The organism is Brachybacterium sp. SGAir0954, from assembly GCF_005490785.1.
Lineage (GTDB): Bacteria > Actinomycetota > Actinomycetes > Actinomycetales > Dermabacteraceae > Brachybacterium > Brachybacterium rhamnosum.
The window spans coordinates 1823816-1847214 of the sequence record NZ_CP027295.1 but is presented as its reverse complement, the minus strand read 5'-3'; the positions used below and the strand labels follow the sequence as shown (position 1 = coordinate 1847214).

The window sequence follows — 23399 nt, the reverse complement described above, 5'->3', positions numbered from 1 at the left end:
CTGCGACCCATGTCGAGCGACTCCCCGGCCACCGGCCGCACCCCCTCCGCCCTGGACGCCCTGGCCGACTCCTACGTCGACCGCCTCGCCGCGGCGGACCCGTTCCTCTCCACCCAGCTCGGGATCGTCGGCCACGACGCGGAGGCGACCGACTACTCCCCCGCCGCCGAGCAGGCGCGCCACGACCTCTCCCGTGAGCTGCTCTCCGCGATCGCCGAGGTTCCCGACGCCGACGGCGTCGACGCCGTGACCCGCGCGGCGCTCCAGGAGCGCCTGGGCCTCGAGCTCGAGCGCGCCGAGCAGCACCTCGACGTGGCCGCCGTGAACAACCTCGCCTCCGTGCTCCAGTCGCGGGACGTCCTGGACCTCATGGCGACGGAGACCGCCGCGGACTGGGAGGTGCTCGCCGAGCGCATGGCCGGCTTCCCGCGCGCCCTGTCCTCGTGGGCCGAGTCGCTGCGCGAGGCCGCCGCCGCGGGCACCGTCTCCGCCCGCCGCCAGCTGCGCCTCGGCGCCGAGCAGGCCCGCGGCTACGCGGCGGATGGCGGCTTCTTCGACACCTTCGCCGCGGAGGCCGTGGGCGACGACGCGCAGAAGGCGCACGTGCGGGAGGCGGCGAATCAGGCCCGCGCCGCGTACCGCGAGATCGCCGACGTCCTCGAGGAGCTGCTGCCGCAGGCGCCCGAGGCGGACGCCGTCGGCCGCGAGGCCTACCAGCTCGCCTCCCGCACCTACCTCGGCACCGAGATCGACCTCGACGAGACCTACGCCTGGGGCGTCGAGGAGCTGCGCGCGATCATCGCCGAGCAGGAGCAGGTCGCCGCGCGCCTCAACGAGCGCTACGGCACCGGCGGCGGCAGCAGCGTCGCCGCCGCGAAGGAGGCGCTGAACGCCGATCCCGCCCGCATCCTCCACGGCAGCGACGCGCTCCAGGCCTGGATGCAGCAGCTCTCCGACACGGCGATCGCGGACCTCGCCGGCACCCACTTCGACATCCCCGAGCCGCTGCACCGGCTCGAGTGCCGGATCGCCCGCACCGGCTCCGGCGGCATCTACTACACGGGCCCCAGCGAGGACCTCACCCGTCCCGGCCGCATGTGGTGGGACGTGCCCGCGGGCACCGAGGAGTTCCGCACCTGGGCGGAGACCACGACCGTCTACCACGAGGGCGTCCCCGGCCATCACCTGCAGGTGGGCACGCAGACCCTGCAGGCGGGCTCCCTGAACCGCTGGCGCGCGATGCTCTGCTGGGTCTCCGGGCACGGCGAGGGCTGGGCCCTGTACGCCGAGCGGCTCATGGAGCAGCTGGGCTACCTCGACGACGACGGCGACCGCCTCGGCATGCTCGACGCGCAGCGCCTGCGCGCCGGGCGCGTGGTCCTCGACATCGGCCTGCACCTGGGGCTGCCCATGCCGACGGGCGTGCCGGGCTCCGACGGCGGTGCGTGGGACGAGCGCACCGCCTGGGACTTCATGACGGAGAACTGGGGCATCGAGGAGGCCGAGCGCCGCTTCGAGCTGCACCGCTACCTCGGCTGGCCGGGGCAGGCGCCGTCGTACAAGATCGGTCAGCGCACCTGGGAGCAGATCCGGGACCGGGCGACGGCCGCGGACTCCTCCCCCGGCGCTGTCCGCGCCTTCCACCGCCGCGCCCTCGAGCTCGGCAGCCTCCCCCTCTCCGTCCTCGAAGGAGCCCTCTGATGAGCACCGCCCCCGTGTCCGCCGCCGCGACCGAGGACGGGTTCGAGCCGCTGCTGCTGCTCGCCTCCGCCTCGCAGGGCCGCCGCCACGTCCTCGAGGGCGCCCGCATCGCGCACTCGACCCTGCCCGTGGACCTCGACGAGGCGGCGATCCTCGCCGCGGCGCGCGAGGCCGCCGGCGAGGAGCCGCTCACCGCCGCGGAGGAGGTGCTGCTGCTCGCCCGGGAGAAGGCGCAGGCGGCGACCACCCGCAGCGAGGGCGGCTACGTGGTGCTCGGCTGCGACTCGATGCTCGAGCTGGACGGCGAGGCGATCGGCAAGCCGCACACGGCGGAGGTCGCCGTCGAGCGCTGGAACCGGCTGCGCGGCCGCACCGCCGTGCTGCACTCGGGCCACTGGCTCGTGGACGACCGCGACGAGGAGGACGGCGGGACCGGCGCGACCGTCGGCGCGACGGCCAGCTGCGAGGTGACCTTCGCCGCGGTCACCGACGAGGAGATCGAGGCCTACGTGGAGACCGGGGAGCCGCTCGGCGTCGCCGGTGCGTTCACGATCGACGGGATCGCCGGCCCCTTCGTCACCGGCGTCGACGGTGATCCGCACGCCGTGGTGGGGCTGTCCCTGCCGCTGCTGCGGGAGCTGCTCGCGGGGATCGGGCTGACCGTCATGGATCTGTGGGACCTCCCCGAGGCCGACGGCGACGCCGTCTCCGGCTGAGCCGCCTGCGCCGATCGGCGCGCCCGCCCCGTTAGACTCGATCGTCGTCGCCTCCCGGAAGGACCCTCGCCCCATGGCTTCACGCCACCCCAAGCCCCGCCCCCTGACCACGGTGCTCATCGCCAATCGTGGGGAGATCGCGGTGCGCGTGGCCCGGGCCTGCAAGGACGCGGGCCTGCGGTCGATCGCCGTGTACGCGGACCCGGACCGCGACGCCCTGCACACCGTCATCGCGGACGAGGCCTACGCCCTCGGCGGCACCACCGCCGCGAGCTCCTACCTCGTCATCGACAAGCTCCTGGACGTCGCCAAGCGCTCCGGCGCGGACGCCGTCCACCCGGGCTACGGGTTCCTCTCCGAGCGCGCCGACTTCGCCCAGGCGGTCATCGACGCCGGGCTGACCTGGATCGGCCCGAGCCCCGACGCGATCGAGAAGCTCGGCGACAAGGTCTCCGCGCGGCACATCGCGCAGAAGGCCGGCGCCCCGCTCGTCGCGGGCACCAAGGACCCCGTCCAGAACTCCGACGAGGTCGTCGCCTTCGCGCGCGAGCACGGACTGCCGATCGCCATCAAGGCGGCCTTCGGCGGCGGCGGCCGCGGCCTCAAGGTCGCCCGCGAGGAGGGCGAGGTCCGCGAGCTGTTCGACTCCGCGGTGCGCGAGGCGACGGCCGCCTTCGGCCGCGGCGAGTGCTTCGTCGAGCGCTACCTCGACTCCCCGCGCCACGTGGAGACGCAGTGCCTCGCGGACCAGCACGGCAACGTCCAGGTGGTCTCCACCCGTGACTGCTCGCTGCAGCGCCGCCACCAGAAGCTCGTCGAGGAGGCGCCCGCGCCGTTCCTCACGCCGCAGCAGAACGCGCAGCTGATCTCCTCCTCGAAGGCGATCCTGCGCGAGGCCGGCTACGTCGGCGCGGGGACCTGCGAGTTCCTCGTCGGCAAGGACGGCACCATCTCCTTCCTCGAGGTGAACACGCGCCTCCAGGTCGAGCACCCGGTGACCGAGGAGGTCGCCGGGGTGGACCTCGTGCGCGAGCAGCTGCGGATCGCCGCCGGCGAGCGCATCTCCGAGGAGGACCCCGTCGCCCGCGGGCACTCCTTCGAGTTCCGCATCAACGGCGAGGACCCGGGCCGCGGCTTCATGCCGTCCCCGGGGCCCGTGCACCGCTTCGACGCGCCGAGCGGCCCGGGTGTGCGGGTGGAGACCGGGGTGCGCTCGGGCGACGTCGTCTCCGGCGCCTTCGACTCGATGCTCGCCAAGCTCGTCGTCACCGGCGCGACCCGGCAGGAGGCGCTCGAGCGCTCCCGCCGGGCGCTCGCCGAGTTCCGCATCGAGGGTCTGCCCACGGTCCTCCCCTTCCACCGCGTGGTTGTCGAGGACCCGGCCTTCGCCCCGGCGGATCCCGAGGCGCCGTTCTCAATCCACACGCGCTGGATCGAGACCGAGTTCACCGGGGAGATCCCGCCGGCCTCCCTGCCCGCGCAGCCGGAGGAGCCCGAGGACCGCGAGGCGGTCGTCGTCGAGGTGGACGGTCGCCGCGTCGAGATCTCCCTGCCCGCGTCCCTGCGTGCCCCGCAGCAGGCGGTGCGCCAGCGCCGCAAGCGCCAGCACCGCGCCTCGGGCGAGGCGGCGGTCTCCGGCGGCACGGTCACCGCGCCGATGCAGGGCACGATCGTGAAGGTCCAGGTCGAGGAGGGGCAGACGGTGGCCGACGGCGACCTGCTGCTCGTGCTCGAGGCGATGAAGATGGAGCAGCCCATCACGGCGCACCGCTCCGGCGTCGTCACGGGGCTCAGCGCGGAGGTCGGCGCGACCGTCTCCGCCGGCGCCGCGCTCTGCACCATCGACGACTGAGACCGAGCTGGTGACCGGCACCGCCGGGCCACCACTCCCTCGCTGATCCGCGGACGCGTCGGCCGAGCCGGTCGTCCTCGGACAGGTCGGCCCCACCGAGGGCGAGCCGGCTCCCGAGCACCGTCTGTTCCGAAAAGCCCGGACATCATGTACATGATATCCGCGTTCTTCTGCAGGGCACCCCGACCCGAGTGCGGTCCGCGATCGACGACGGACTGCGGTCGGCAGCCCCTGCTGACGGTTCCTGGCGGAGGCTGTCGGTCGACGGTCCGCCGGCGACGGCCTCCTGCCGACGGTCGAGGCCCGGCGGCCTGGCGCCCATCGGCAGAGCGTCCATCGAGAGGCCACGTTCATGCGCCGTCCCCGACGGGGCGAGGACTCCGGGCCGGCTCACTCCCCCAGCGTCATCGCGATCTGCCGGGCGGCCTCGGCGAGCGAGCCGGTCATCGACGGGTAGACGATCGAGGTGTCGGCGAGCTGCTCCACGGTGAGCCGCTGGGCGACGGCGAGGGTGATCGGGTGGATGAGCTCGCTCGCCCGCGGGGCGACGACCACGCCGCCCAGCACCGTCCCGGAGTCGTGGCGCACCACGAGCTTCACGAAACCCTCGCGCACGCCCTGCATCTTCGCGCGGGCGTTCGTGCCGAGCGGGTAGGAGCGGACGTCGGCGACGACGAGGCCGTCAGCGACGTCCTGCTCGCTCGCGCCGACGGTCGCGATCTCGGGGCTCGTGAACACCGCGGAGGCGACATGGGCCCGGAACAGCGGGGCGACCGCCTCGCCGAGCGCATGGTGCACGGCGGTGCGGCCCTGGATCGCGGCGACCGAGGCGAGCGGGAGCACGCCGGTGCAGTCCCCCGCCGCGTACACCCCGCGCACCGAGGTGCGGGAGACCCGGTCGGTCTCGATGTGGCCGCTCTCCCGCAGCCGCACCCCGGCCTCCTCGAGGCCCATGCCCGCTGTCGCGGGGATCGCACCGAGGGCGAGCAGCACGTGGCTGCCGCGGATCTCCTCCCCCGAGGTGAGGGCGACCCGCACCCCGTCCCCCTCGACCCGGGCGGAGGCGGCGCGGGAGCGGGAGCGCACGGTGATGCCGCGGCGACGGAAGGACTCCTCGAGCACCGCCGCGGCGTCGCGGTCGCTGCCGGGGAGGACCTGGTCCCTCGAGGAGACGAGCGTGACCTCGCAGCCGAGCGCCCGGTAGGCGCTCGCGAACTCGGCGCCGGTCACGCCGGAGCCGACGACGACCAGGTGCGAGGGCAGCTCGTCGAGGTCGTAGAGCTGGGTCCAGGAGAGGATCCGATCGCCGTCCGGCGGGGACCCGTCGAGCTCACGGGGACGGGCACCCGTGGCGAGCAGCACGGCGTCCGCCTCGATCCGCTCGATCTCCGCTCCTGCCCCGACCAGGGCATGCACGGCGACGAGCCCCGGCGTGAGGAGGTGCCCGCGCCCGAGGACCGTCCGCACCCCGGCCTCGGCGAGCGCGGCGGTGACGTCCGCGGACTGCGCCCGGGCGAGCCGGCGCACGCGCGCGTTGACGGCCGCGAGGTCCACGGTGAGCGCCCCTGCGCCGGGGCTGCCGGCGGTGTCGGCGTCGCGGATGCCGAGCGCCGCGGAGCCGGCGACGAGGTCGAGGACGTCCGCGGTCGCGATGAGGGTCTTCGAGGGGACCACGTCCGTGAGCACCGCGGCCCCGCCGAGGGGTCCGGCGCTCACGAGGACGACCTCCGCGCCGAGTCGGGCGGCGGTGAGCGCTGCCTCGTAGCCGCCGGGCCCGCCGCCGATCACCACCAGGCGGGTGCCGCCGTCGTCGGCGGTGATCCGAGGTGCTCCGGCGGGGATCGCGGTCGTGGAATCGCTCACGGTGCCATTCTCGCCCAGGCCCCGCACCGCGCGGGCGGCAACGGAGGGACCGGGGGCGTCCCCCGGCGGGCACGGCCCGCGCTAGGTTTCTCCCATGAGCGATTCGACCCCTGATCCGTACCTCCTCGCCCGTGATGCGGCGGCCGCGATCGCCGAGGCCAGCGGCGTCGGCTCGCACGACGTCGCCCTCGTGCTCGGCTCCGGCTGGGCCGGCGCCGCGGACCTCCTCGGCGAGACCGTCTGGCAGGCCCCCGCGACCACGATCCCCGGCTTCCGCGCCCCCGCCGTCGCCGGCCACGTGGGCACCCTGCGCTCCGTGGAGGTGGAGGGCAGCGGCGCCCACGCCCTCGTGCTCGGTGCGCGCACCCACTACTACGAGGGCGCCGGCGTGGACCCGGTCGTGCACGGCGTGCGCACCGCGGCGGCCTCCGGCTGCCGCACGATCGTGCTGACCAACGGCTGCGGCGGCATCGACCCGTCGTGGGAGCCCGGCACCCCCGTGCTCATCGCCGACCAGATCAACCACACGGGCGCGACCCCGTTGCGCGGCGCGACCTTCGTGGACATGACCGACGTCTACACCCCCGCCCTGCGCGACATCGCCCGCGAGGTGGACCCGGACCTCCCCGAGGGCGTCTACATGCAGTTCCACGGGCCGGCCTACGAGACCCCGGCGGAGGTCCGCATGGCGCGCACCCTCGGCGCGACCCTGGTGGGCATGTCCACCGCGCTCGAGGCGATCGCCGCCCGCGAGGCGGGGCTGGACGTGCTCGGCATCTCGCTCGTCACGAACCTCGCCGCGGGCATCTCCCCTGTGCCGCTCTCCCACGAGGAGGTGCTGCAGGCGGGCCGCGAGGCCGGTCCCCGCATCTCCCGCCTGCTCGCCGAGACCGTGCGACGGATCACCGGGGCGAGCACGGAGGACGCACCGGCATGAGCGCCGCCGTCCTCACGCCCGAGCTGCAGGAGCGGGCGCGCGCCTGGATCGCCGACGACCCCGACGCCGAGACCCGCGCGGTCCTCGGCAGCCTCCTGGAGCAGGCGGAGGGCGGTGACGAGTCGGCCGTCGCCGAGATCGCCGACGCCTTCTCCGGCACCCTCGAGTTCGGCACGGCCGGCCTGCGCGGCCGCATGGGCCCCGGTCCCCTGCGCATGAACCTCGCGGTGGTCTCCCGCGCCGCCCGCGGGCTCGCCGACCACCTCGTGGGCACGCTCGGGCTCGAGGAGCCGCTCGTGGTGATCGGGCACGACGCCCGTCACCGCTCACGCGACCTCGCGCACCGCTCCGCGGCGATCATGGCCGCGGCGGGCTGCCGTGTGCAGCTGCTGGACCGGGCGCTGCCCACCCCGCTCGTCGCCTTCGGCGTGCGGCACCTGGGGGCCGACGCCGGGATCGTCGTCACCGCCTCCCACAATCCGCCGGCGGACAACGGCTACAAGGTCTACCTCGGCGGCCGTGCCGCGGACGCCGACGGGAACGGCGTGCAGATCGTGCCGCCGTCGGACGCGCAGATCGCCGCGAGCATCGAGGCCGTCGGCCCCGTGCTGGAGATCCCGCACGACGCCGAGCCGGAGATGATCGGCGACAGTCTGGTCGAGGACTACCTCGAGGCGATCTGCGCCCTCGTGGATCTGCCCGCGCTCGCCGAGGTGGGCGGCGGGCGGTCCGTGCGGATCGTCCACACGGCCATGCACGGCGTGGGCACCGAGACGGCCGTCGCGGCCCTGCACCGCACGGGCTTCACGGACGTGCACACCGTCGGCAAGCAGGCGGACCCGGATCCCGACTTCCCCACGGTCGCCTTCCCGAACCCGGAGGAGCCCGGTGCGATCGACCTGGCCCTCGAGCTCGCCCGCACCGTCGAGGCGGACGTCGTCGTCGCGAACGACCCGGACGCGGACCGCTGCGCCGCGGCGGTCCTCGACCCGCACCTCGGGGACTGGCGGATGCTCACCGGCGACGAGCTGGGCGTGCTGCTGGGCGACCACCTGCTGCGCCGCCACGGCTACCGGGGCACGGTCGCGAACTCGGTCGTCTCGAGCCGCTGGCTGGGCCGGATCGCCGAGGCGGCCGGCGCGAGGGCCGCGACGACCCTCACGGGCTTCAAGTGGATCGCCCGCGCCGCCGGCATCGTCTTCGGCTACGAGGAGGCGATCGGGTACTGCGTGCTGCCGCAGGTCGTCAAGGACAAGGACGGACTCTCCGCAGCCCTCATGGTCGCGGAGATGGCCGCGTACGCGAAGGCGGAGGGCACCACGCTCGTGGGGCGGCTCGACGCGCTCGCCCGCGAGCACGGGCTCTTCGCGACCTCGCAGCTGTCCCTGCGCGTCACGGACCTCTCGGACCGCGACGTCATGATGGCGCGCCTGCGCGAGCGGCCGCCCGTCTCCCTCGCGGGCTCCGAGGTGACCGAGGTGCAGGACCTCGCCGAGGGCTCCGTGGAGACCACGGGCCTCCCCGCGACCGACGGCGTGCTGCTCGCGACGGCGGACGACGCCCGCGTGATCGTGCGCCCCTCGGGCACCGAGCCGAAGCTCAAGTGCTACATCGAGGTCCACGAGGAGGTCGCCGCGGGGGCCGGCGACGCCGCCCTCGGGACGGTCCGCGTCGCCGCCGCGGAGCATCTCGCCGCGATCACGGAGGACATGCGCACGGCGCTCACGGGCGCCTGAGCACGGGGACTCGAGGAGCGCACCGACGCGGGAGGGCGGCCGGGACCACGTGGTCCCGGCCGCCCTCCGTCGCGAGTGTGCGGGCTGCTGCTCAGTAGCCGGTGCCGGTCCCGCCGTCGAGGATCGCGCGCGAGGAGGACAGGCCCAGGCGGCTCGCGCCCGCGGCGACCATCGCCTCCGCGGCCTCGCGGGTGCGGATGCCGCCGGAGGCCTTCACGCCGAGGCGGTCGCCCACGGTCGCTCGCATGAGCTGGACAGCATGCTCGCTCGCGCCGCCCGCGGGGTGGAAGCCGGTGGAGGTCTTCACGAAGTCGGCGCCGGCGCGCTCGGAGGCCTCGCAGGCGGCGACGATCTGCTCGTCGGTGAGCGCGGCGGACTCGATGATCACCTTGAGCACCACGGGGGCCGGGGCGGCCTCGCGCACGGCGCGGATCTCCGCCTCGAGCGCCTGGTCCTCACCGGCGCGGGCGAGGCCCACGTTGATGACCATGTCGACCTCGTCGGCGCCCTTGGCCACGGAGTCGGCGGCCTCGGCGGCCTTGATGGAGGGGGCGTGCTGACCCGAGGGGAAGCCGCAGACGGTCGCGACCTTCACGGTCGTCTCGATCGGCAGCATCGACGGGGAGACGCAGATGGAGTAGGTGCCGAGCTCCTCCGCCTCGCGGGCGAGGGCGAGGGCGTCCTCGCGGGTGGCCTCGGGCTTGAGCAGGGTGTGGTCGATGAGGGCGGCGAGATCGGTGCCGGCGGCGGGGTTCGTCATGTCCCGAATCCTCCCACGATCGAGCACTGACGGACCGCAGCATCACACCTGTCGAGCTATCTGATAGGTTGCGCGAGTACGGCGCCGTCGGTCCTCCGCGAGCGCCCCGCCCCACGAAGGAGAAGCGTCGATGACGACGTCCCCCGGCCCCGCCCCCGCGGACGCCCCCAGCACCACCATCCTGTCCAAGGAGGTGGACCCCTACGTCGTGGACGGCTCGCAGATCGCCGAGCCGCCCTCCACCCTGCGGGGCAAGCTGAAGTTCCTCGGCCCGGGCATGATCACCTCCGCCGCCGTCGTCGGCTCCGGCGAGCTGCTGACCGCCACCGCCCTCGGCGCGACCGTCGGCTTCATGCTCCTGTGGCTCGTGCTCGTCTCCACCTTCCTCAAGGTCTGGGTGCAGATCGAGCTCGCCCGCTGGTCCATCTCCACCGGCCGCACCGCCGTGGACGGCTACGACGACGTCCCGCCCAGGATCGGGAGGCGCGGCTGGATCGCCTGGCTCCAGCTGCTCATGCTCCTGCAGTTCTTCATCGGCCAGGCGGGCGTCATCAGCGCCTCGGCCTTCGCCTTCTCCTCGCTCCTGCCGATCGGCCCCGAGCCGTACTCGCTGCTCTCGATCGGCACCTGGGTCGCGATCCTCGTCGTCGTCGCGATCGCCATCCACTCCCTGAACCGCTACGCGGTCGTCGAGCGCATCTCCACCGTGCTCGTCCTGGCCGTGACGCTCTTCGCGATCGCCATGGTCTTCCTGCTCCAGGGCACGCAGTTCGCCTGGACGCTCGGCGACCTCGGCGGCGGCCTGCGCTTCCAGGTCGCGGCGGGCGCGATCGGCGTCGCCATCGCCATGTTCGGCATGACCGGCGTGGGCGCCGGCGAGACCACCGCCTACACCTACTGGGTCGTCGAGAAGGGCTACGCCGCCTGGACCGGCCCGAACGACGGCACCCCCGGCTGGGTCACCCGCGCCCGCGGCTGGATCTCCGTCATGAAGGTCGACGCCTGGGTCAGCTGGGTCGTCTACACCGCCTCCACCGCCGCCTTCTACGTGCTCGGCGCGGCCGTGCTGCACCCGCAGGGGCTCGTCCCCGAGGGCAACGAGGTCATGGTGACGATCTCCTCGATCTTCGACTCCGCCGTCGGCACCTGGGGCGGCGTGCTCTTCCTCGTGGGCGCCGGGCTCGCGCTGTTCAAGACGATCCTCGCGAACGTCCCGAGCCTCAGCCGGATCGTGGGCCAGACCCTCGCCGTCTTCGGCGCCTACGACTGGCGCGACCAGACCGCCCGGAACCGCTGGCAGCGGATCATCATGATCATCCTGCCGATCGGCTGGGGCCTGCTGGGCACCATCGCCTCCTCCCCGCTGCTGCTCGTGATCATCGCCGGCATCCTCAACGCGGTGTACCTGATCGGTGCCGCCATCGCGACGGTCTACCTCGCGCGCACCCAGACGGACCCGCGGATCCGCGACGGCCGCCCCACGGAGGTCATGCTGTGGATCTCCGCCGCGGCGATCATCGCGGTGGGCGTGATCGGACTGGTCAATGCCTTCTGAGACCGCCGTCGAGGGCGCGGGCTTCCCGCTCGGCGACGCCGCCCGCCGCCATCTCGCGGCGTCCTCGACGGCCGACGGCTCCGTAGGCCTGTCCCGCGAGACCCTGGTGGACCGGGCACGGGACGCGGTGCTCGCGCTCATCGACGACGAGCACCTCGGCGCCGGGGACGCCCTCCCCTCCGCGGGAACCCTCGCGGAGCGGTTCGGGGTCTCCAAGGCCGTGGTGCGCGAGGCGCTCTCCGCCCTCGCGGCCCTCGGCATCGTCGAGATCAGCAACGGCCGTGCCGCCCGCGTCCGGCCCCCGGACAGCTCGATCGTGCGCTTCTACCTCTCCCGCGCGATCCGCGACACCCCCGGGGACGGCTTCCTCGTGCTCATGGACCTCCGTGCTCCGCTCGAGGTGCGCGCGGCCTCCCTCGCGGCGGATCGCCTCGCCGCCGATCCCGCCGGGCGCGAGCAGCTCGAGGAGCTGCTCGCCCGGATGGGGGAGGCGCTCGGCGACGCCGAGGAGTACCCGCGGCTGGACCTCGAGCTCCATGCGCTCGTCGCCCGCCTCTCCGGCAACCTCGCCCTGCAGGGCGTGCTCGACGCCGTGAGCGGGCCGCTGTTCCGGGCCATGCGCGAGCTGCGCGTGACCCGTGAGCAGCGCGGCCTCGTCGGCGCCGAGCACGACGAGCACAGCGCCGTCGTCACCGCGATCATCGCCGGGGACGCCGCCGCCGCGGCCGCCGCGATGGACGCGCACATGACCGCCGCCGCCGGCTTCGCCGTCCCCCGCTGACCACCCCACCCACCGAACGACCCATCCCGATCCTGGAAGGACCCCCCTCATGCGCAGCCTCGAGATCCACGCCGTCCGCGACCTCCGCCTCGCCGAGCGAGAGATCGTCCCGCCCGGCCCCGGCCAGGTCCGCATCGCCGTCGAGTACGGCGGCATCTGCGGATCGGACCTCGGCTACTGGAAGCACGGCGGCACCGGCACCGCCCTCATGCGCCACCCCTTCGTGCTCGGCCACGAGATCTCCGGCCGCGTGGCGGAGCTCGGCGAGGGCGTCACCGGCCTCGCCGTGGGCCAGGGCGTCACCGTCCACCCGGCCCGCACGCACGGCGAGCTCCCCGAGCGCCTCGCCGGCCGCGAGAACCTCCACCCGCAGCTGACCTACTTCGGCTCCGCCCAGCACGAGCCGCACACCGACGGCGCCTTCGCCGAGTCGGTCACCGTCGACGCGGACCAGGTCGTGCCGCTCCCCGAGGGCCTCTCGACCCGGCGGGCCGTGCTCGCCGAGCCGCTCGGCGTCGCCATGCACGCCGTCTCCCGCGCCGGGGACGTCACCGGCCAGCACGTGCTCGTGAGCGGCTGCGGCCCCGTGGGCCTGCTCGTCGTGCTCGCGGCCCGCGCCGCGGGCGCCCGCCGCATCACCGCGGTGGACCTCTCCGAGGTGGCCCGCGAGCGCGCGCTCACCCTCGGGGCCGACGTCGCCGCCGAGTCCCCCGACGACCTCGACGAGGAGTTCACCGTCGCCTTCGAGGCCGCCGGCGTCGCCCCCTCCCTCGAGGGGATCCTGCGCAACGCCGCCCGCGCCTCCGTGGTCGTGCAGGTGGGCAACCTGCCCACGACCCCTGTCCAGGTGACCCTCGCGGCCCTCGTCACCCGCGAGATCGACTACCGCGGCACCTTCCGCTTCGTCGACGAGATCGAGCGCGCCGTGGAGCTGCTCGCGACCACGCCCGAGGCCGAGCAGGTGATCAGCGACGAGTTCCCCCTCGACCAGGCGGAGGCCGCCTTCGAGGCGGCGGCGGGCCGCGGATCCAGCAAGGTCGTGCTCACGATCGCCTGAGCGATCCCGGGAACGTGGTGCCCGCCCCGGGACCGGCACGTATGCGGATCGGTGTCCCCGTCCTCGCGTGGGCGGGTCCGACGTCGATCCCGACAGCAGCCGGCTCGGCGGGGACGACGAGAGCCAGGGACGGGGCTCCACGTCCTCGATCTGCTGCTCGCCACCCCGCGCCCGGACGGTTCCTTGACGGTCACCTCGACGTGCATCAGTCCCGTGTCGGGCCAGCGAGGCCCGGCGCCGCGCCTAGAATCGACGTCCATGACCGCTCCCGCTGCCGCCTCCAGCCCGCCGCGCCGGATCGTCATCGTGGCCGGGCCCTCGGGCAGCGGGAAGGGCGAGATGTCCCGCCGCGCCGGGCTCCCCACGGTGCCGCTGGACGAGTTCTACCGGGACCACGACGATCCCTCCCTCCCCCGTCGCTTCGGCATCGTCGACTGGGACGACCCGGCCTCCTGGGACGCCGGGGCCGCGCTCGAGGCGCTCGTCTCCCTCGCCCACGAGGGGCGCGCTCAGGTGCCCGTCTACTCGATCCCCCGCTCCCGCCGCACGGGCACCACCACGCTCGACGTCGACGGCGCGGAGCTCGTCATCGCCGAGGGGATCTTCGCCGCGGAGCTCATCGCCCCGCTGCAGGCGCTGGGCCTGCTCGCGGACGCGATCGTGCTGCACCGGCCGGTGCCCGTGGTGTTCGCGCTGCGCCTCACCCGTGACCTCCGCGAGGGACGCAAGCCGCCGCTCACGCTGCTGCGCCGCGGCTGGGCCCTCGCCCGGGAGCAGCGGGGCGACCTCGAGCGCTGGCGCGGTGCGGGGATGCGGCCGGTGGGGCTGCACGAGGGGACGGCGCTGCTGCGCCGCCTCACCCAGCTCGCCGAGGCGGAGCGTCGCCAGCGCTGGACCGCCGGGGCGCCCACGGTCCTCGAGATCACGGCCGTGGCCTTCCTCCGCGAGGGGAGCGGCGGCGAGGAGCTGCTGACGGTCCGCAAGCGCGGCACCGGCTCCTACATGCAGGTGGGCGGGAAGCTCGAGCCCGGGGAGAGCCCGCTCGAGGCGGCCCTGCGGGAGGTCGAGGAGGAGATCGGCGTGCGGCTGCGCGCGGAGGACCTCGAGGTGCTCGGCGAGTTCGAGGCGGTCGCCGCGAACGAGCCCGGCACGCGCGTGCGCTCGACCGTGTTCCGCTGCCGCACGGCCCTGCCGGAGCCGCTCGCGGTGCGCGCCGAGCTCGCGGACCACCGCTGGATCAGCATCGAGGACCCGGCTCCCGGTCCCCGCCTCGCCCCGCTCATGACCGAGCACATCCTGCCGGCGCTGCGACGGGCCTGAGGGCCGCGGCGTCGCGGACGCACCGCCTCTGCACGTGACACGGCCCCTGCCCCGCGCCTGCGGGACGGTGGCCGTGGTGCAGCCGCTGCCAGACGTCAGGCGATGCGGTCCATGACGATGCGGCGCTCGGGCAGGGCGGTGCCGGGAGCGGCGAGGGTCCAGGAGCCCTCGATCGCCTCGAGCGCGCGGGCCACCCGCTCGGGGGTGTCCGTGTGCAGGCGCGCGAGGACGTCCCCGGCGCGCACCTCGTCGCCGAGGTGCTTCTCGATCTCGACGCCCGCGGCGGCCTGCACGGCCTCGCCCGGGCGGGAGCGGCCCGCTCCGAGCCGCCAGGCGGCGACGCCCACGCCCATCGCGTCGAGCCCCGTCACCACGCCGTCCTCGGTCGCGCGCAGCTCCTCGACGTGCTTCGCCGTGGGCAGCGGGGCGTCCACGTCCCCGCCCTGGGCGGCGATCATCGCGCGCCAGGAGTCCATCGCGCGGCCGTCGCGCAGCGCCGCCTCGACGTCCGCGTCGTGCACGCCCGCGGCCTCGAGCATCTCGCGGGCGAGGGCGACGGTGAGCTCGACGACGTCGGCCGGGCCGCCGCCCGCGAGCACCTCGAGGGACTCGCGCACCTCGAGGCCGTTGCCGGCGGTGCGGCCGAGCGGCGCGGACATGTCGGTGAGCAGGGCGACGGTGCGCACGCCCGCGTCGGTGCCGAGGTCCACCATCGTGCGGGCGAGCTCGCGGGCGTCGGCCTCGTCGGTCATGAACGCCCCGGCGCCGGTCTTCACGTCGAGCGTGAGCGCGGCCGTGCCCTCGGCGATCTTCTTGGACATGATCGAGCTCGCGATGAGCGGGATCGCCTCGACGGTGCCGGTGACGTCGCGCAGGGCGTAGAGCTTCTTGTCCGCCGGGGCGAGGCCCGAGCCGGCCGCGCAGATCACGGCGCCCACCTCGTCGAGCTGGCGCATCATCTCGTCGTTGCTGAGCGCGGCGCGCCAGCCGGGGATCGCCTCGAGCTTGTCGAGCGTGCCGCCCGTGTGGCCGAGGCCGCGGCCGGAGAGCTGCGGGACGGCGACGCCGAAGGAGGCGACGAGCGGGGCGAGCGGGAGGGTGATCTTGTCCCCCACGCCGCCGGTGGAGTGCTTGTCCGTGGTGGGCTTCGCGAGCGCGGAGAAGTCCATGCGCTCGCCGCTCGCGATCATCGCGGCGGTCCAGCGTGCGATCTCGGAGCGGTCCATGCCGTTGAGGAAGACGGCCATGGCGAGCGCGGCCATCTGCTCCTCGGCGACGACGCCGCGGGTGTAGGCGTCGATGACCCAGTCGATCTGGGAGGGCTCGAGGGTGCGGCCGTCCCGCTTGGTGCGGATGACGTCGACCGCGTCGAAGGGCTCGACGGCGGGGGCGGGCTGGTTCATCGGTCTCCTCAGGAGCGGTGTCGGCGGCGGTGTCAGGGAAGCTCGAGGTCCGCGGGCCCGAAGGCCTGCGGGAGCACCTCGTCCATGGTGCACGGTCCGGCGGGGGTGAGCACCACCAGGCTCTCCCCCGCGTGCTCGGAGAGCAGCTGCCGGCAGCGCCCGCAGGGCATGACGACCTGCCGCTCGTCCCGGCCCAGGTGCTCGTCCCCGCCCACGCACACGAAGCGGGAGAGCCGGCCGCCGCCTCCGGCGACGAGCTCGCTGATGAGCCCGCACTCGGCGCACAGGGTCACGCCGTAGCCGGCGTTCTCCACGTTGCAGCCGCGCACGAGACGGCCGTCCTCGGTGAGCGCGGCGGCGCCCACCCGGAAGTGCGAGTACGGGGTGTAGGCGCGCTCGGCGATCTCGCGGGCGGCGGCGAGCAGCTCCGCGAACTCCTCGCCGGCCCGACCGTCGGCCGTGCCGGCGCCGTCTCCGGTGCCGTTCGCCGTCATCGCCTGCTCCCCCATGGTCACTGCTTCACGTAGGGCACGCCGTCGGCGGCCGGGACGCGCACCCGGCCCACGACGCCGGCGACGGCGAAGAGGGTGACGATGTACGGGAGCATGAGCAGGAACTGGCTGGGGATGCCGGCGCCGCTGCCGGTGGGCAAGGTGCCGAGCCGCAGCTGGAGGGCGTCGGTGAAGGCGAACAGGAGCGCCGCGGCGAGCGCGCCCACCGGGTGGTAGCGGCCCAGGATCATCGCGGCGAGGGCGATGTAGCCCTTGCCCGCGCTCATCTCCTCGCCGAAGGCGACGCCCGTGCCGATGGTGAGGGTCGCCCCGCCGAGGCCCGCGACGGCGGAGCCCAGCAGCACGTTGCCCCAGCGGGTGCCATTGACGTTGATGCCGACGGTGTCCGCGGCGCGGGGGTGCTCGCCGACGGCGCGCACGCGCAGGCCCCAGCGGGTGCGGAACAGGGCGACGGTGAGCACCGCGACGATGATCCACATGAGATAGACAAGGATGTTCTGCTCGAACAGCACCCGCCCGATCACGGGGAGGTCGGCGAGCAGCGGGATGCGCAGGGTCGGCAGGCGCAGCGGCTGGTTGAACATCTGCGGGTTCTGCTTCATGACGGTGCCGAAGAAGAAGCTCGTCAGGCCGATCGCGAAGACGTTGAGGACGACGCCGACGATGATCTGCTGGACCCGGTAGCCGACGGCGAACAGGGCGAGCAGCACGCCGATCAGGAGGGACATGACGGGCGCGGCGATCAGGCCCGCCCAGGGGCTGCCCACCATCGAGCCCACGAGCACGGCGCCGAAGGCGCCCATGAGCAGCTGGCCCTCGATCGCGATGTTGATGACGCCGGAGCGCTCGGAGAGAACGCCGGAGAGGGCGCCGAAGGCGAGCGGCACCGCGAGCACCATCATGGTCTGCAGCATGGCGCCGACGTCGACGGTCGCGCCGTGGAAGGCCCAGTCGAGGAAGGCGATCACCCACAGCAGCCCGAAGACGACCACGAGCGCGGTGCGCCAACGACCCAGCGCGGTCACCGTCGCCGAGGCCCACCAGAGCACGCCCGCGATGACGAGGCAGAGCGCCGCGAGGACGATCGCTAGCACCCGCGCCGGGATCGCCACGTCCCCGGGGACGATGCCGCCGGGGTTGAGGTCGCCCTCGGCGGCGAGGCGGAAGGTCGTGGAGTCGGCCGCGGGCGAGCCGAGGCCGAAGACGAGCAGCGCCGCGAGGGCGAGCACGGTCAGCGCGGTGGGCAGGTGCCACCAGGAGCGCAGGCGCTCGGAGGTGCGCACGGGGACGACGGGGGCGTCCGCCACCGGGACCGGGTCCTGGACGAGGGTGCTCATGCGTTCTCCCCCTTCGGGGCGTCGGGGCCGCAGGGGTCCACGGTGCTGTGGGTGCCGGCGGGGTCAGCGGGATCGGCCGAGTCGACAGGGCCGACGGGTTCCGCGGGATCGCCGGGCGGACCCGGCGGCTGCGCCCCGCCGTCGGCCGCGGGCTCGACCGGGGCGCGGTGGGCGCCCTCGCGCGGGGCGGCGGGCCCCTCCGCGGCGGCGACCGCGGCGGCGTCGGCCGCGAGGACCGGGGCGGCGTGCGCGCCGGTCGCGGTGCGTCGGCGCGGGGCGCGGGGGCGGTCCACGCCGCCGAGGCCCACGAGGAAGCGCACGAGCGGCGGCGCCGCGATGAAGAGCACCACGAGCGCCTGGATGACCTGCACGAGGTCGATCGGGACGCCCTGCGCGGACTCCATGAACCGCCCGCCCGTGGAGAGCCCCGCGAAGAGCACGCCCGCGAGCAGGATCCCGACGGGGCCGGAGCGGCCCAGCAGGGCGACGGTGATCGCGTCGAAGCCGATGGAGCCGGCGATCGAGCCGGTCAGCCGCTGCTCCGTGCCGAGCACGTGCACACCGCCCGCGAGGCCCACGAGGGCGCCCGCGACGACCATGACGCCGATCGCGCTGCGGCCCACGTCGATGCCGGCGACCTCCGCGGCGCGCGGGTTCGATCCCACGGCGCGGAAGCGGAAGCCCAGGGTGGAGCGGCTCATGAGCCACCACAGGAAGACGACGGCGAGGAGTGCGATGACCAGGCCCAGGTGGAGGCGGTACTGGTCGCCCGCGAGGAGCGGGAGGCGCGCGGTCCCCGCGATCGCGGGAGAGGTGGGCTGGGCCTTGTTCGCGCCCGTGAAGGCGGAGGTGGTCAGCGCGAAGGCGAGGGCGTAGGTCGCGATCCAGTTCAGCATGATCGTCGTGATGACCTCGCTCGCGCCGAAGCGGGCCTTGAGGAAGCCGGCGATGCCGCCGTAGAGGCCGCCCGCGACGATCGCCGCGAGGATGCAGACGAGCAGGTGGATCACGACGGGGAGGTCGATCGCGAAGCCGACGTAGCCCGCGGCGGTCGCGCCGACGATCAGCTGGCCGGTGCCGCCGATGTTGAACAGGCCCGAGCGGAAGGAGACCGCCATGCCGACGGAGGCGATGATCAGCGGGGTCGCGACGGTGAGGGTCTCCAGCAGCGGCTTGATGCCGCGCAGGAAGGCGGGGCCCAGCAGGTACAGCCCGCTGCCGCCGCGCTCGGCGATGTCGTCGGCGACCTTGCGCGCGCCGGGGAGGTCGAAGACGGCCCCGCGGAACATCGCCGCGTAGGCCTCGGTGATCGCCGTCCAGGAGGCGCCGATGAGGTCGCCCGGACGGGAGAGGAAGTAGCCCGCCGCGGCGCGCACGTCCACGTCGGAGACGAGGATCAGCACGGAGCCGACGACGAAGGCGAAGACGAAGGCGAGCACGACGACGAGCACGTTGCTGCGCGCGATCGACTGCAGCACCGAGCCGGCGGAGCGCTCGGCGGCCTCGGCTCCGGGGGTGCCGGGGTCGCCGGGCTGCGTGGCGGTGCCGGGGGCGACCGCGGGCGCCTGGCCCTCGGTGGGGGCGCTCATACGATGTCTCCTTCGTCGGCGAGCGTGGTGTCGCTGGTGCGGGCGCCCGCGGCGACCGCCTCGCGGGCGGCCTCCGCGGTGTAGCCGGCCATCATGAGGCCCAGCACGTCACGGTCCTCGTCCGCGGGGACGATGCCGAGGATCCCGCCGCGGTACATGACGGCGATCCGGTCGGAGAGCTGGATGACCTCGTCGAGCTCGGTCGAGACGATGATGACCGGGGTGCCCTTGTCGCGCTCGGCGACGATGCGGCGGTGGAGGAACTCGATCGAGCCCACGTCCACGCCGCGGGTGGGCTGGGAGGCGATGAACAGGGAGAGGTCGCGGCCCAGGGCGCGGGCCATGACGACCTTCTGCTGGTTGCCGCCGGAGAGGGTCGAGACGGCGTCGTCGATCGATCCGGTGCGGACGTCGAACTCCTCGACCTCCGCGGTCGCGCGGCGGCGCACGGCCTCGGGGTGCAGGAGCACGCCGGTCGCGTAGGGCGCGCGGTGGTGCTGGTCCAGGACGAGGTTCTCCGCCACGGAGAAGTCGGGGACGAGCGCGTCGTGGGTGCGGTCCTCGGGCACGAAGCCCACGCCCGCGTCGAGGATCTGGCGGGTGCTGCGGCCCACGAGCTCGGCGCCGTCGAGGCGGATCGAGCCGCGGGCGCCCTTCTGCAGGCCCAGCAGGGCCTCGGTGAGCTCGGTCTGGCCGTTGCCCTGCACGCCCGCGACGCCGAGCACCTCGCCGCGGTGCACGTCGAGGTCCACGTCGTCCAGGAGCACGACGCCGTCGGCGTCGGTCACGCCGAGGCCGCGCACCTCGAGGGCCACCTCGCCGGGGGCGGCGGGGGCCTTGTCGAGGTCGAGGGCGACGGAGCGGCCCACCATGAGGGAGGCGAGCTCGGTCTGGTCCGCGGAGGGATCGGCGGTGCCGACGATCCGGCCGCGGCGGATCACGGTGATGCGGTCCGCGACGGCCTTGACCTCGCGGAGCTTGTGCGTGATGAAGACGATCGAGGTGCCCTCGTCCCGCAGCTGGCGCATGATGCCCATGAGCTCGTCGGTCTCGTGCGGGGTGAGCACGGCGGTGGGCTCGTCGAGCACGAGGACCTTCGCCTGGCGCGAGAGGGCCTTGATGATCTCCACGCGCTGCTGGGCGCCGACGGGCAGGTCCTCGACCACGGCGTCGGGGTCGATGTCGAAGCCGAAGCGGGCGGAGAGCTCGCGCACGGTGCGGCGGGCGGAGGCGAGGTCGAGGAACCCGAAGGTGCCGGGCTCGTTGCCGAGCATGACGTTCTCGGCGACGGTGAAGGGCGGCACGAGCATGAAGTGCTGGTGCACCATGCCGATGCCGGCGCGCATCGCGTCGCCGGGGCCGCTGAAGCGGACGGGCTCGTCGTCCAGGAGGATCTCGCCGCCGTCGGGCCGGTAGAGCCCGTACAGCACGTTCATGAGGGTGGATTTGCCCGCACCGTTCTCCCCCAGCAGGGAGTGGATCTCTCCGGGCTCGACCACGAGGTCGATCGCGTCGTTGGCCACGAAGGTGCCGAAGACCTTCGTGATCCCTCTGAGCTCGAGCTTCACGCCTGCTCTCTCCGTCGGGGTGGGCGGTGCCGGGGCGGCACCGCAGGGGCGTGGCCGCCGCCTCCGTCGAGGGTCTCGACGGGGGCGGCGGCCACCTGGTGGTGCGGTCTCAGCCGAGGTTCTGCGGGGAGGCGTCGGACTCGACGGTGATCTTCCCGGAGATGATGTCGGCCTTGAGCTGGTCCACCTCGGACTTGAGCTCGTCGGGGACCTGGGCGTCGAGGTCGTGGTACGGGGCGAGGCCCACGCCCTCGTTCTCGAGCGTGCCCACGTAGGGCTCGTTGGAGAACTCGTCGGAGGAGGCGGCGGTCGCGACGTCCTCGACGGCGGGGGCGATGCCCTTCATGACCGAGGTGAGGATGAGCGGCTTCGCGGCGTCGTCGTCCACGGACTCGTAGCCGTCGGAGTCGACCCACACGACGTAGCGGCCGTCGGCCTCCTTCGCGGAGGCGAGGGTGCCGGAGCCGACGGGACCGGCGACCGGCATGACGATGTCCGCGCCCTGGGAGTAGAAGGTGTCGGAGAGCGCCTTGCCCTTGGACTGGTCCTCGAAGTCGCCGGTGAAGGAGCCCTTCTGGGTGTCCTTGTCCCAGCCCATGAGCTGCACGTCGGCCTTGTGGACCTCGTTGTACTTGGCGACGCCGTCCGCGAAGCCGTCCATGAAGATGGTGACGGTCGGGATCTGCATGCCACCGTAGGTGGCGACCTTGCCGGTCTTCGAGGTGCCCGCGGCGACGTAGCCGGCGAGGTAGGCCGCCTGTGCGGTGTCGAAGGAGAGCGGCTTGACGTTGTCGACCTCGATCGCGTTGCCGTCGGCGTCCTGCGCGGTGGAGTCGATGATCGCGAACTCGACGTCCTCGTTGGCCTGGGCGGCGGTGCCCGTGGCCGGGGCGAGGAGGAAGCCCACGGTGAAGATGAGGTTGCAGTCCTGGGAGACCAGGTTGTCGATGTTCGTCGCGAACTGGGCCGGGTCGGTGGACTCGGCGGTGGAGGTCTCGATGCCGAGCTTCTCCTTCGCGGCGGTCAGCCCGGTGAAGCCGGACTCGTTGAACGACTTGTCGTCGAAGCCGCCGGAGTCGGAGACCATGCAGGCCTTGAAGTCCGAGGTCGCCCCGGAGCCGCCGTCGCTGCCACCGGAGGAGGCGGACTCCTCGGGCGGGGCGCCGCAGGCCGCCAGGGTCAGGATGCCGGCGCCCGTGAGGGCGATCGCGCGCGAGATGCTCTTCATGAAGTTCCTCCGAGGAAAGGGATGCCGGACGCGCCCGGTGTCGGGCGTCACCACGTCGCAGTCCTCCGGAGACTAGCCGCGCCGCACACTCCGTGAGACGCCGTCGCGGTCCCGGTCTCGAACCGTTATGAAATCGTCGCGCGGGCGACGGGCAGATGGCCGGCAGGCGACCGTCGTGCTCGCCCGGGGGCGCGGCGCCTCAGCCGCGCTGCGCGACGAGGTCGCGCTGCAGGCACGCCGTGGCGAGCACCGCGGCGCCGTTGCCGATCGCGCGCTCGTCGATCATGAGGTCCCCCATGTGGAGGTCGTAGCTGCGACCGCCGGGCGTGCGCGTGCCGAGCCGGGCGAGCGCGCCGGGCACCTTCTCGAGGTACCACGCGAAGTCCTCGCCGCCCAGGGACTGCGCGGTGGGGTCCACGTTCGCGCAGCCCAGCACGGCGGAGGCGGCGGCCTCGAGCACCGCGGTCGAGGAGGCGGAGTTCGAGACCGGCGGCACGCCGCGGTCATGGGTCACGCGGGCCTCGACGCCCCACGGCCGCACGAGATCGGCGAGGAGCTCCTCGAGCAGCTCCTCCGCGCGGTCCCAGGCGTCGTGGTCCAGGCAGCGCAGCGTCCCCTCGAGCGTGCCCGAGCTGGGGATCGCGTTGAAGGCGGAGCCCGCGTGGATCGAGCCCCAGGTGAGGTTCACGCCCGAGCGGGGGTCCATGCGACGGGTGAGGGCCGCGGGCAGGCCGGTTGCGATCGAGCTCAGCGCGAAGACGAGGTCCTGCGTGAGGTGGGGGCGGGAGGTGTGGCCGCCCGCACCGCGCACCTGCACCGTGACCGGGTCGGTCGCGGAGGTGATCGGGCCGACCTTGAGCCCCACGTGACCCACGTCGACGCCCGGGTCGCAGTGCAGGGCGAAGATCGAGTCGACGCCGTCGAGCACACCCTCGCCGATCAGCTCGAGCGCGCCGCAGGGGTGGCGCTCCTCGGAGGGCTGGAAGATCAGGCGCACCCCGCGGCGCAGGTGCCCCTCCTCGGCGACCCGCACGAGGGCCATGGCCGCGCCGAGCACGGCGCTCATGTGCACGTCGTGTCCGCACGAGTGGGAGACGCCCTCGACGCTCGAGCGGAAGGAGACGGTGGAGAGCTCGGGGATCCCCAGCGCGTCCATGTCCGCGCGCAGGGCGACGGGCTTCAGGGAGGGGTCGCTGCCGGGCACGTCGCAGATGAGACCGGTGCGCGGCATGCGCACGGGCTTCAGACCGAGCGCCTCGAGCTGCTCGGAGATGTAGTCGGTGGTGCCGTGCTCCTCGTGGGAGAGCTCGGGGTGGCGGTGGAGGTGGCGGCGGATCCCCCGCAGGTGGTCGGAGCGCTCGTGGACGGTGCGCATGATGAGCCCGTCGGGGCCGAGCATCGCCTGCTCCGGTCCGCCCGGGTGCTGCTCCTGCTGAACCTGCTGCGCCTGCACGTGCGTCCTGCCTTCCGGACGGTCCCTGGGG

General features: G+C 74.0%; 18 protein-coding genes. 9 read left to right on the top strand and 9 right to left on the bottom strand.

Going from position 1 to position 23399, the window contains the following annotated elements; translation table 11 throughout:
* Nucleotides 1-9: 9 nt before the first annotated feature.
* The 3 genes from C1N80_RS08325 (at nt 10) to C1N80_RS08315 (ending at nt 4269) form a co-directional block, all read left to right on the top strand.
* Nucleotides 10-1701 (top strand): DUF885 domain-containing protein, encoded by a 1692-nt coding sequence (locus C1N80_RS08325; protein WP_137770334.1) that lies wholly within the window; start codon nt 10-12, stop codon nt 1699-1701.
* Nucleotides 1701-2417, top strand: a complete 717-nt coding sequence (locus C1N80_RS08320) for a nucleoside triphosphate pyrophosphatase (protein ID WP_137770333.1) — start codon at nt 1701-1703, stop codon at nt 2415-2417. The genes C1N80_RS08325 and C1N80_RS08320 overlap by 1 nt, the downstream gene beginning before the upstream one ends.
* A gap of 73 nt (nt 2418-2490) precedes the next feature.
* Nucleotides 2491-4269, top strand: coding sequence for a biotin carboxylase N-terminal domain-containing protein (locus tag C1N80_RS08315; protein ID WP_137770332.1), 1779 nt, complete (start codon nt 2491-2493; stop codon nt 4267-4269).
* 390 nt (nt 4270-4659) lie between these two features.
* On the opposite strand, the gene C1N80_RS08310 is transcribed toward C1N80_RS08315, so the two are convergent.
* Complete coding sequence (locus C1N80_RS08310) at nt 4660-6132, bottom strand: NAD(P)H-quinone dehydrogenase (RefSeq protein WP_168198065.1); 1473 nt, start codon at nt 6130-6132, stop codon at nt 4660-4662.
* A 94-nt stretch (nt 6133-6226) separates the two neighbouring features.
* Here C1N80_RS08310 and C1N80_RS08305 point away from each other — a divergent pair, with 94 nt between their 5' ends.
* Together C1N80_RS08305 and C1N80_RS08300 are read left to right on the top strand one after the other, a co-directional pair.
* Nucleotides 6227-7069 carry a purine-nucleoside phosphorylase gene (locus C1N80_RS08305; RefSeq protein ID WP_137770331.1) on the top strand — a complete coding sequence of 281 codons (843 nt, stop codon included), beginning with the start codon at nt 6227-6229 and terminating at the stop codon, nt 7067-7069.
* Nucleotides 7066-8805 carry a phospho-sugar mutase gene (locus C1N80_RS08300; RefSeq protein ID WP_137770330.1) on the top strand — a complete coding sequence of 580 codons (1740 nt, stop codon included), beginning with the start codon at nt 7066-7068 and terminating at the stop codon, nt 8803-8805. The genes C1N80_RS08305 and C1N80_RS08300 overlap by 4 nt, the downstream gene beginning before the upstream one ends.
* A 91-nt stretch (nt 8806-8896) precedes the next feature.
* Here C1N80_RS08300 and deoC read toward each other — a convergent pair whose 3' ends face one another.
* Complete coding sequence (gene deoC, locus C1N80_RS08295) at nt 8897-9565, bottom strand: deoxyribose-phosphate aldolase (protein WP_137770329.1); 669 nt, start codon at nt 9563-9565, stop codon at nt 8897-8899.
* Between the two features lie 130 nt (nt 9566-9695).
* On the opposite strand from deoC, the gene C1N80_RS08290 reads away from it, so the two are divergent.
* The 4 genes from C1N80_RS08290 (at nt 9696) to C1N80_RS08275 (ending at nt 14278) form a co-directional block, all read left to right on the top strand.
* The gene (locus tag C1N80_RS08290; protein WP_240811061.1) at nt 9696-11120 is read left to right on the top strand and encodes an Nramp family divalent metal transporter; all 1425 of its coding nucleotides are present in this window, start codon (nt 9696-9698) and stop codon (nt 11118-11120) included.
* Nucleotides 11110-11901 (top strand): FadR/GntR family transcriptional regulator, encoded by a 792-nt coding sequence (locus C1N80_RS08285; RefSeq protein ID WP_137770328.1) that lies wholly within the window; start codon nt 11110-11112, stop codon nt 11899-11901. Before C1N80_RS08290 ends, C1N80_RS08285 begins: the two co-directional genes overlap by 11 nt.
* A gap of 49 nt (nt 11902-11950) precedes the next feature.
* A complete protein-coding gene (locus tag C1N80_RS08280) occupies nt 11951-12958 on the top strand; it encodes an L-idonate 5-dehydrogenase (protein WP_137770327.1) in 1008 nt (335 codons plus the stop codon).
* A gap of 258 nt (nt 12959-13216) precedes the next feature.
* Complete coding sequence (locus C1N80_RS08275; protein ID WP_137770326.1) at nt 13217-14278, top strand: NUDIX domain-containing protein; 1062 nt, start codon at nt 13217-13219, stop codon at nt 14276-14278.
* Nucleotides 14279-14373: 95 nt separating this feature from the next.
* On the opposite strand, the gene C1N80_RS08270 is transcribed toward C1N80_RS08275, so the two are convergent.
* The 7 genes from C1N80_RS08270 to C1N80_RS08240 form a co-directional block, all read right to left on the bottom strand.
* Entirely contained in the window at nt 14374-15681 is a 1308-nt protein-coding gene (locus C1N80_RS08270) for a thymidine phosphorylase (protein WP_137770325.1), read from the bottom strand.
* A gap of 32 nt (nt 15682-15713) precedes the next feature.
* Nucleotides 15714-16175, bottom strand: a complete 462-nt coding sequence (locus tag C1N80_RS08265; protein WP_137771705.1) for a cytidine deaminase — start codon at nt 16173-16175, stop codon at nt 15714-15716.
* A 17-nt stretch (nt 16176-16192) separates the two neighbouring features.
* Entirely contained in the window at nt 16193-17530 is a 1338-nt protein-coding gene (locus C1N80_RS08260; RefSeq protein ID WP_137770324.1) for an ABC transporter permease, read from the bottom strand.
* Nucleotides 17527-19119 (bottom strand): ABC transporter permease, encoded by a 1593-nt coding sequence (locus C1N80_RS08255; protein ID WP_137770323.1) that lies wholly within the window; start codon nt 19117-19119, stop codon nt 17527-17529. Before C1N80_RS08255 ends, C1N80_RS08260 begins: the two co-directional genes overlap by 4 nt.
* The gene (locus tag C1N80_RS08250) at nt 19116-20687 is read right to left on the bottom strand and encodes an ABC transporter ATP-binding protein (RefSeq protein ID WP_137770322.1); all 1572 of its coding nucleotides are present in this window, start codon (nt 20685-20687) and stop codon (nt 19116-19118) included. The genes C1N80_RS08255 and C1N80_RS08250 overlap by 4 nt, the downstream gene beginning before the upstream one ends.
* A 109-nt stretch (nt 20688-20796) precedes the next feature.
* On the bottom strand, nt 20797-21915 hold the full coding sequence (locus tag C1N80_RS08245; protein WP_137770321.1) for a BMP family protein: 1119 nt from the start codon (nt 21913-21915) through the stop codon (nt 20797-20799).
* A gap of 199 nt (nt 21916-22114) precedes the next feature.
* The gene (locus tag C1N80_RS08240; protein WP_240811060.1) at nt 22115-23368 is read right to left on the bottom strand and encodes an amidohydrolase; all 1254 of its coding nucleotides are present in this window, start codon (nt 23366-23368) and stop codon (nt 22115-22117) included.
* Nucleotides 23369-23399: the final 31 nt, after the last annotated feature.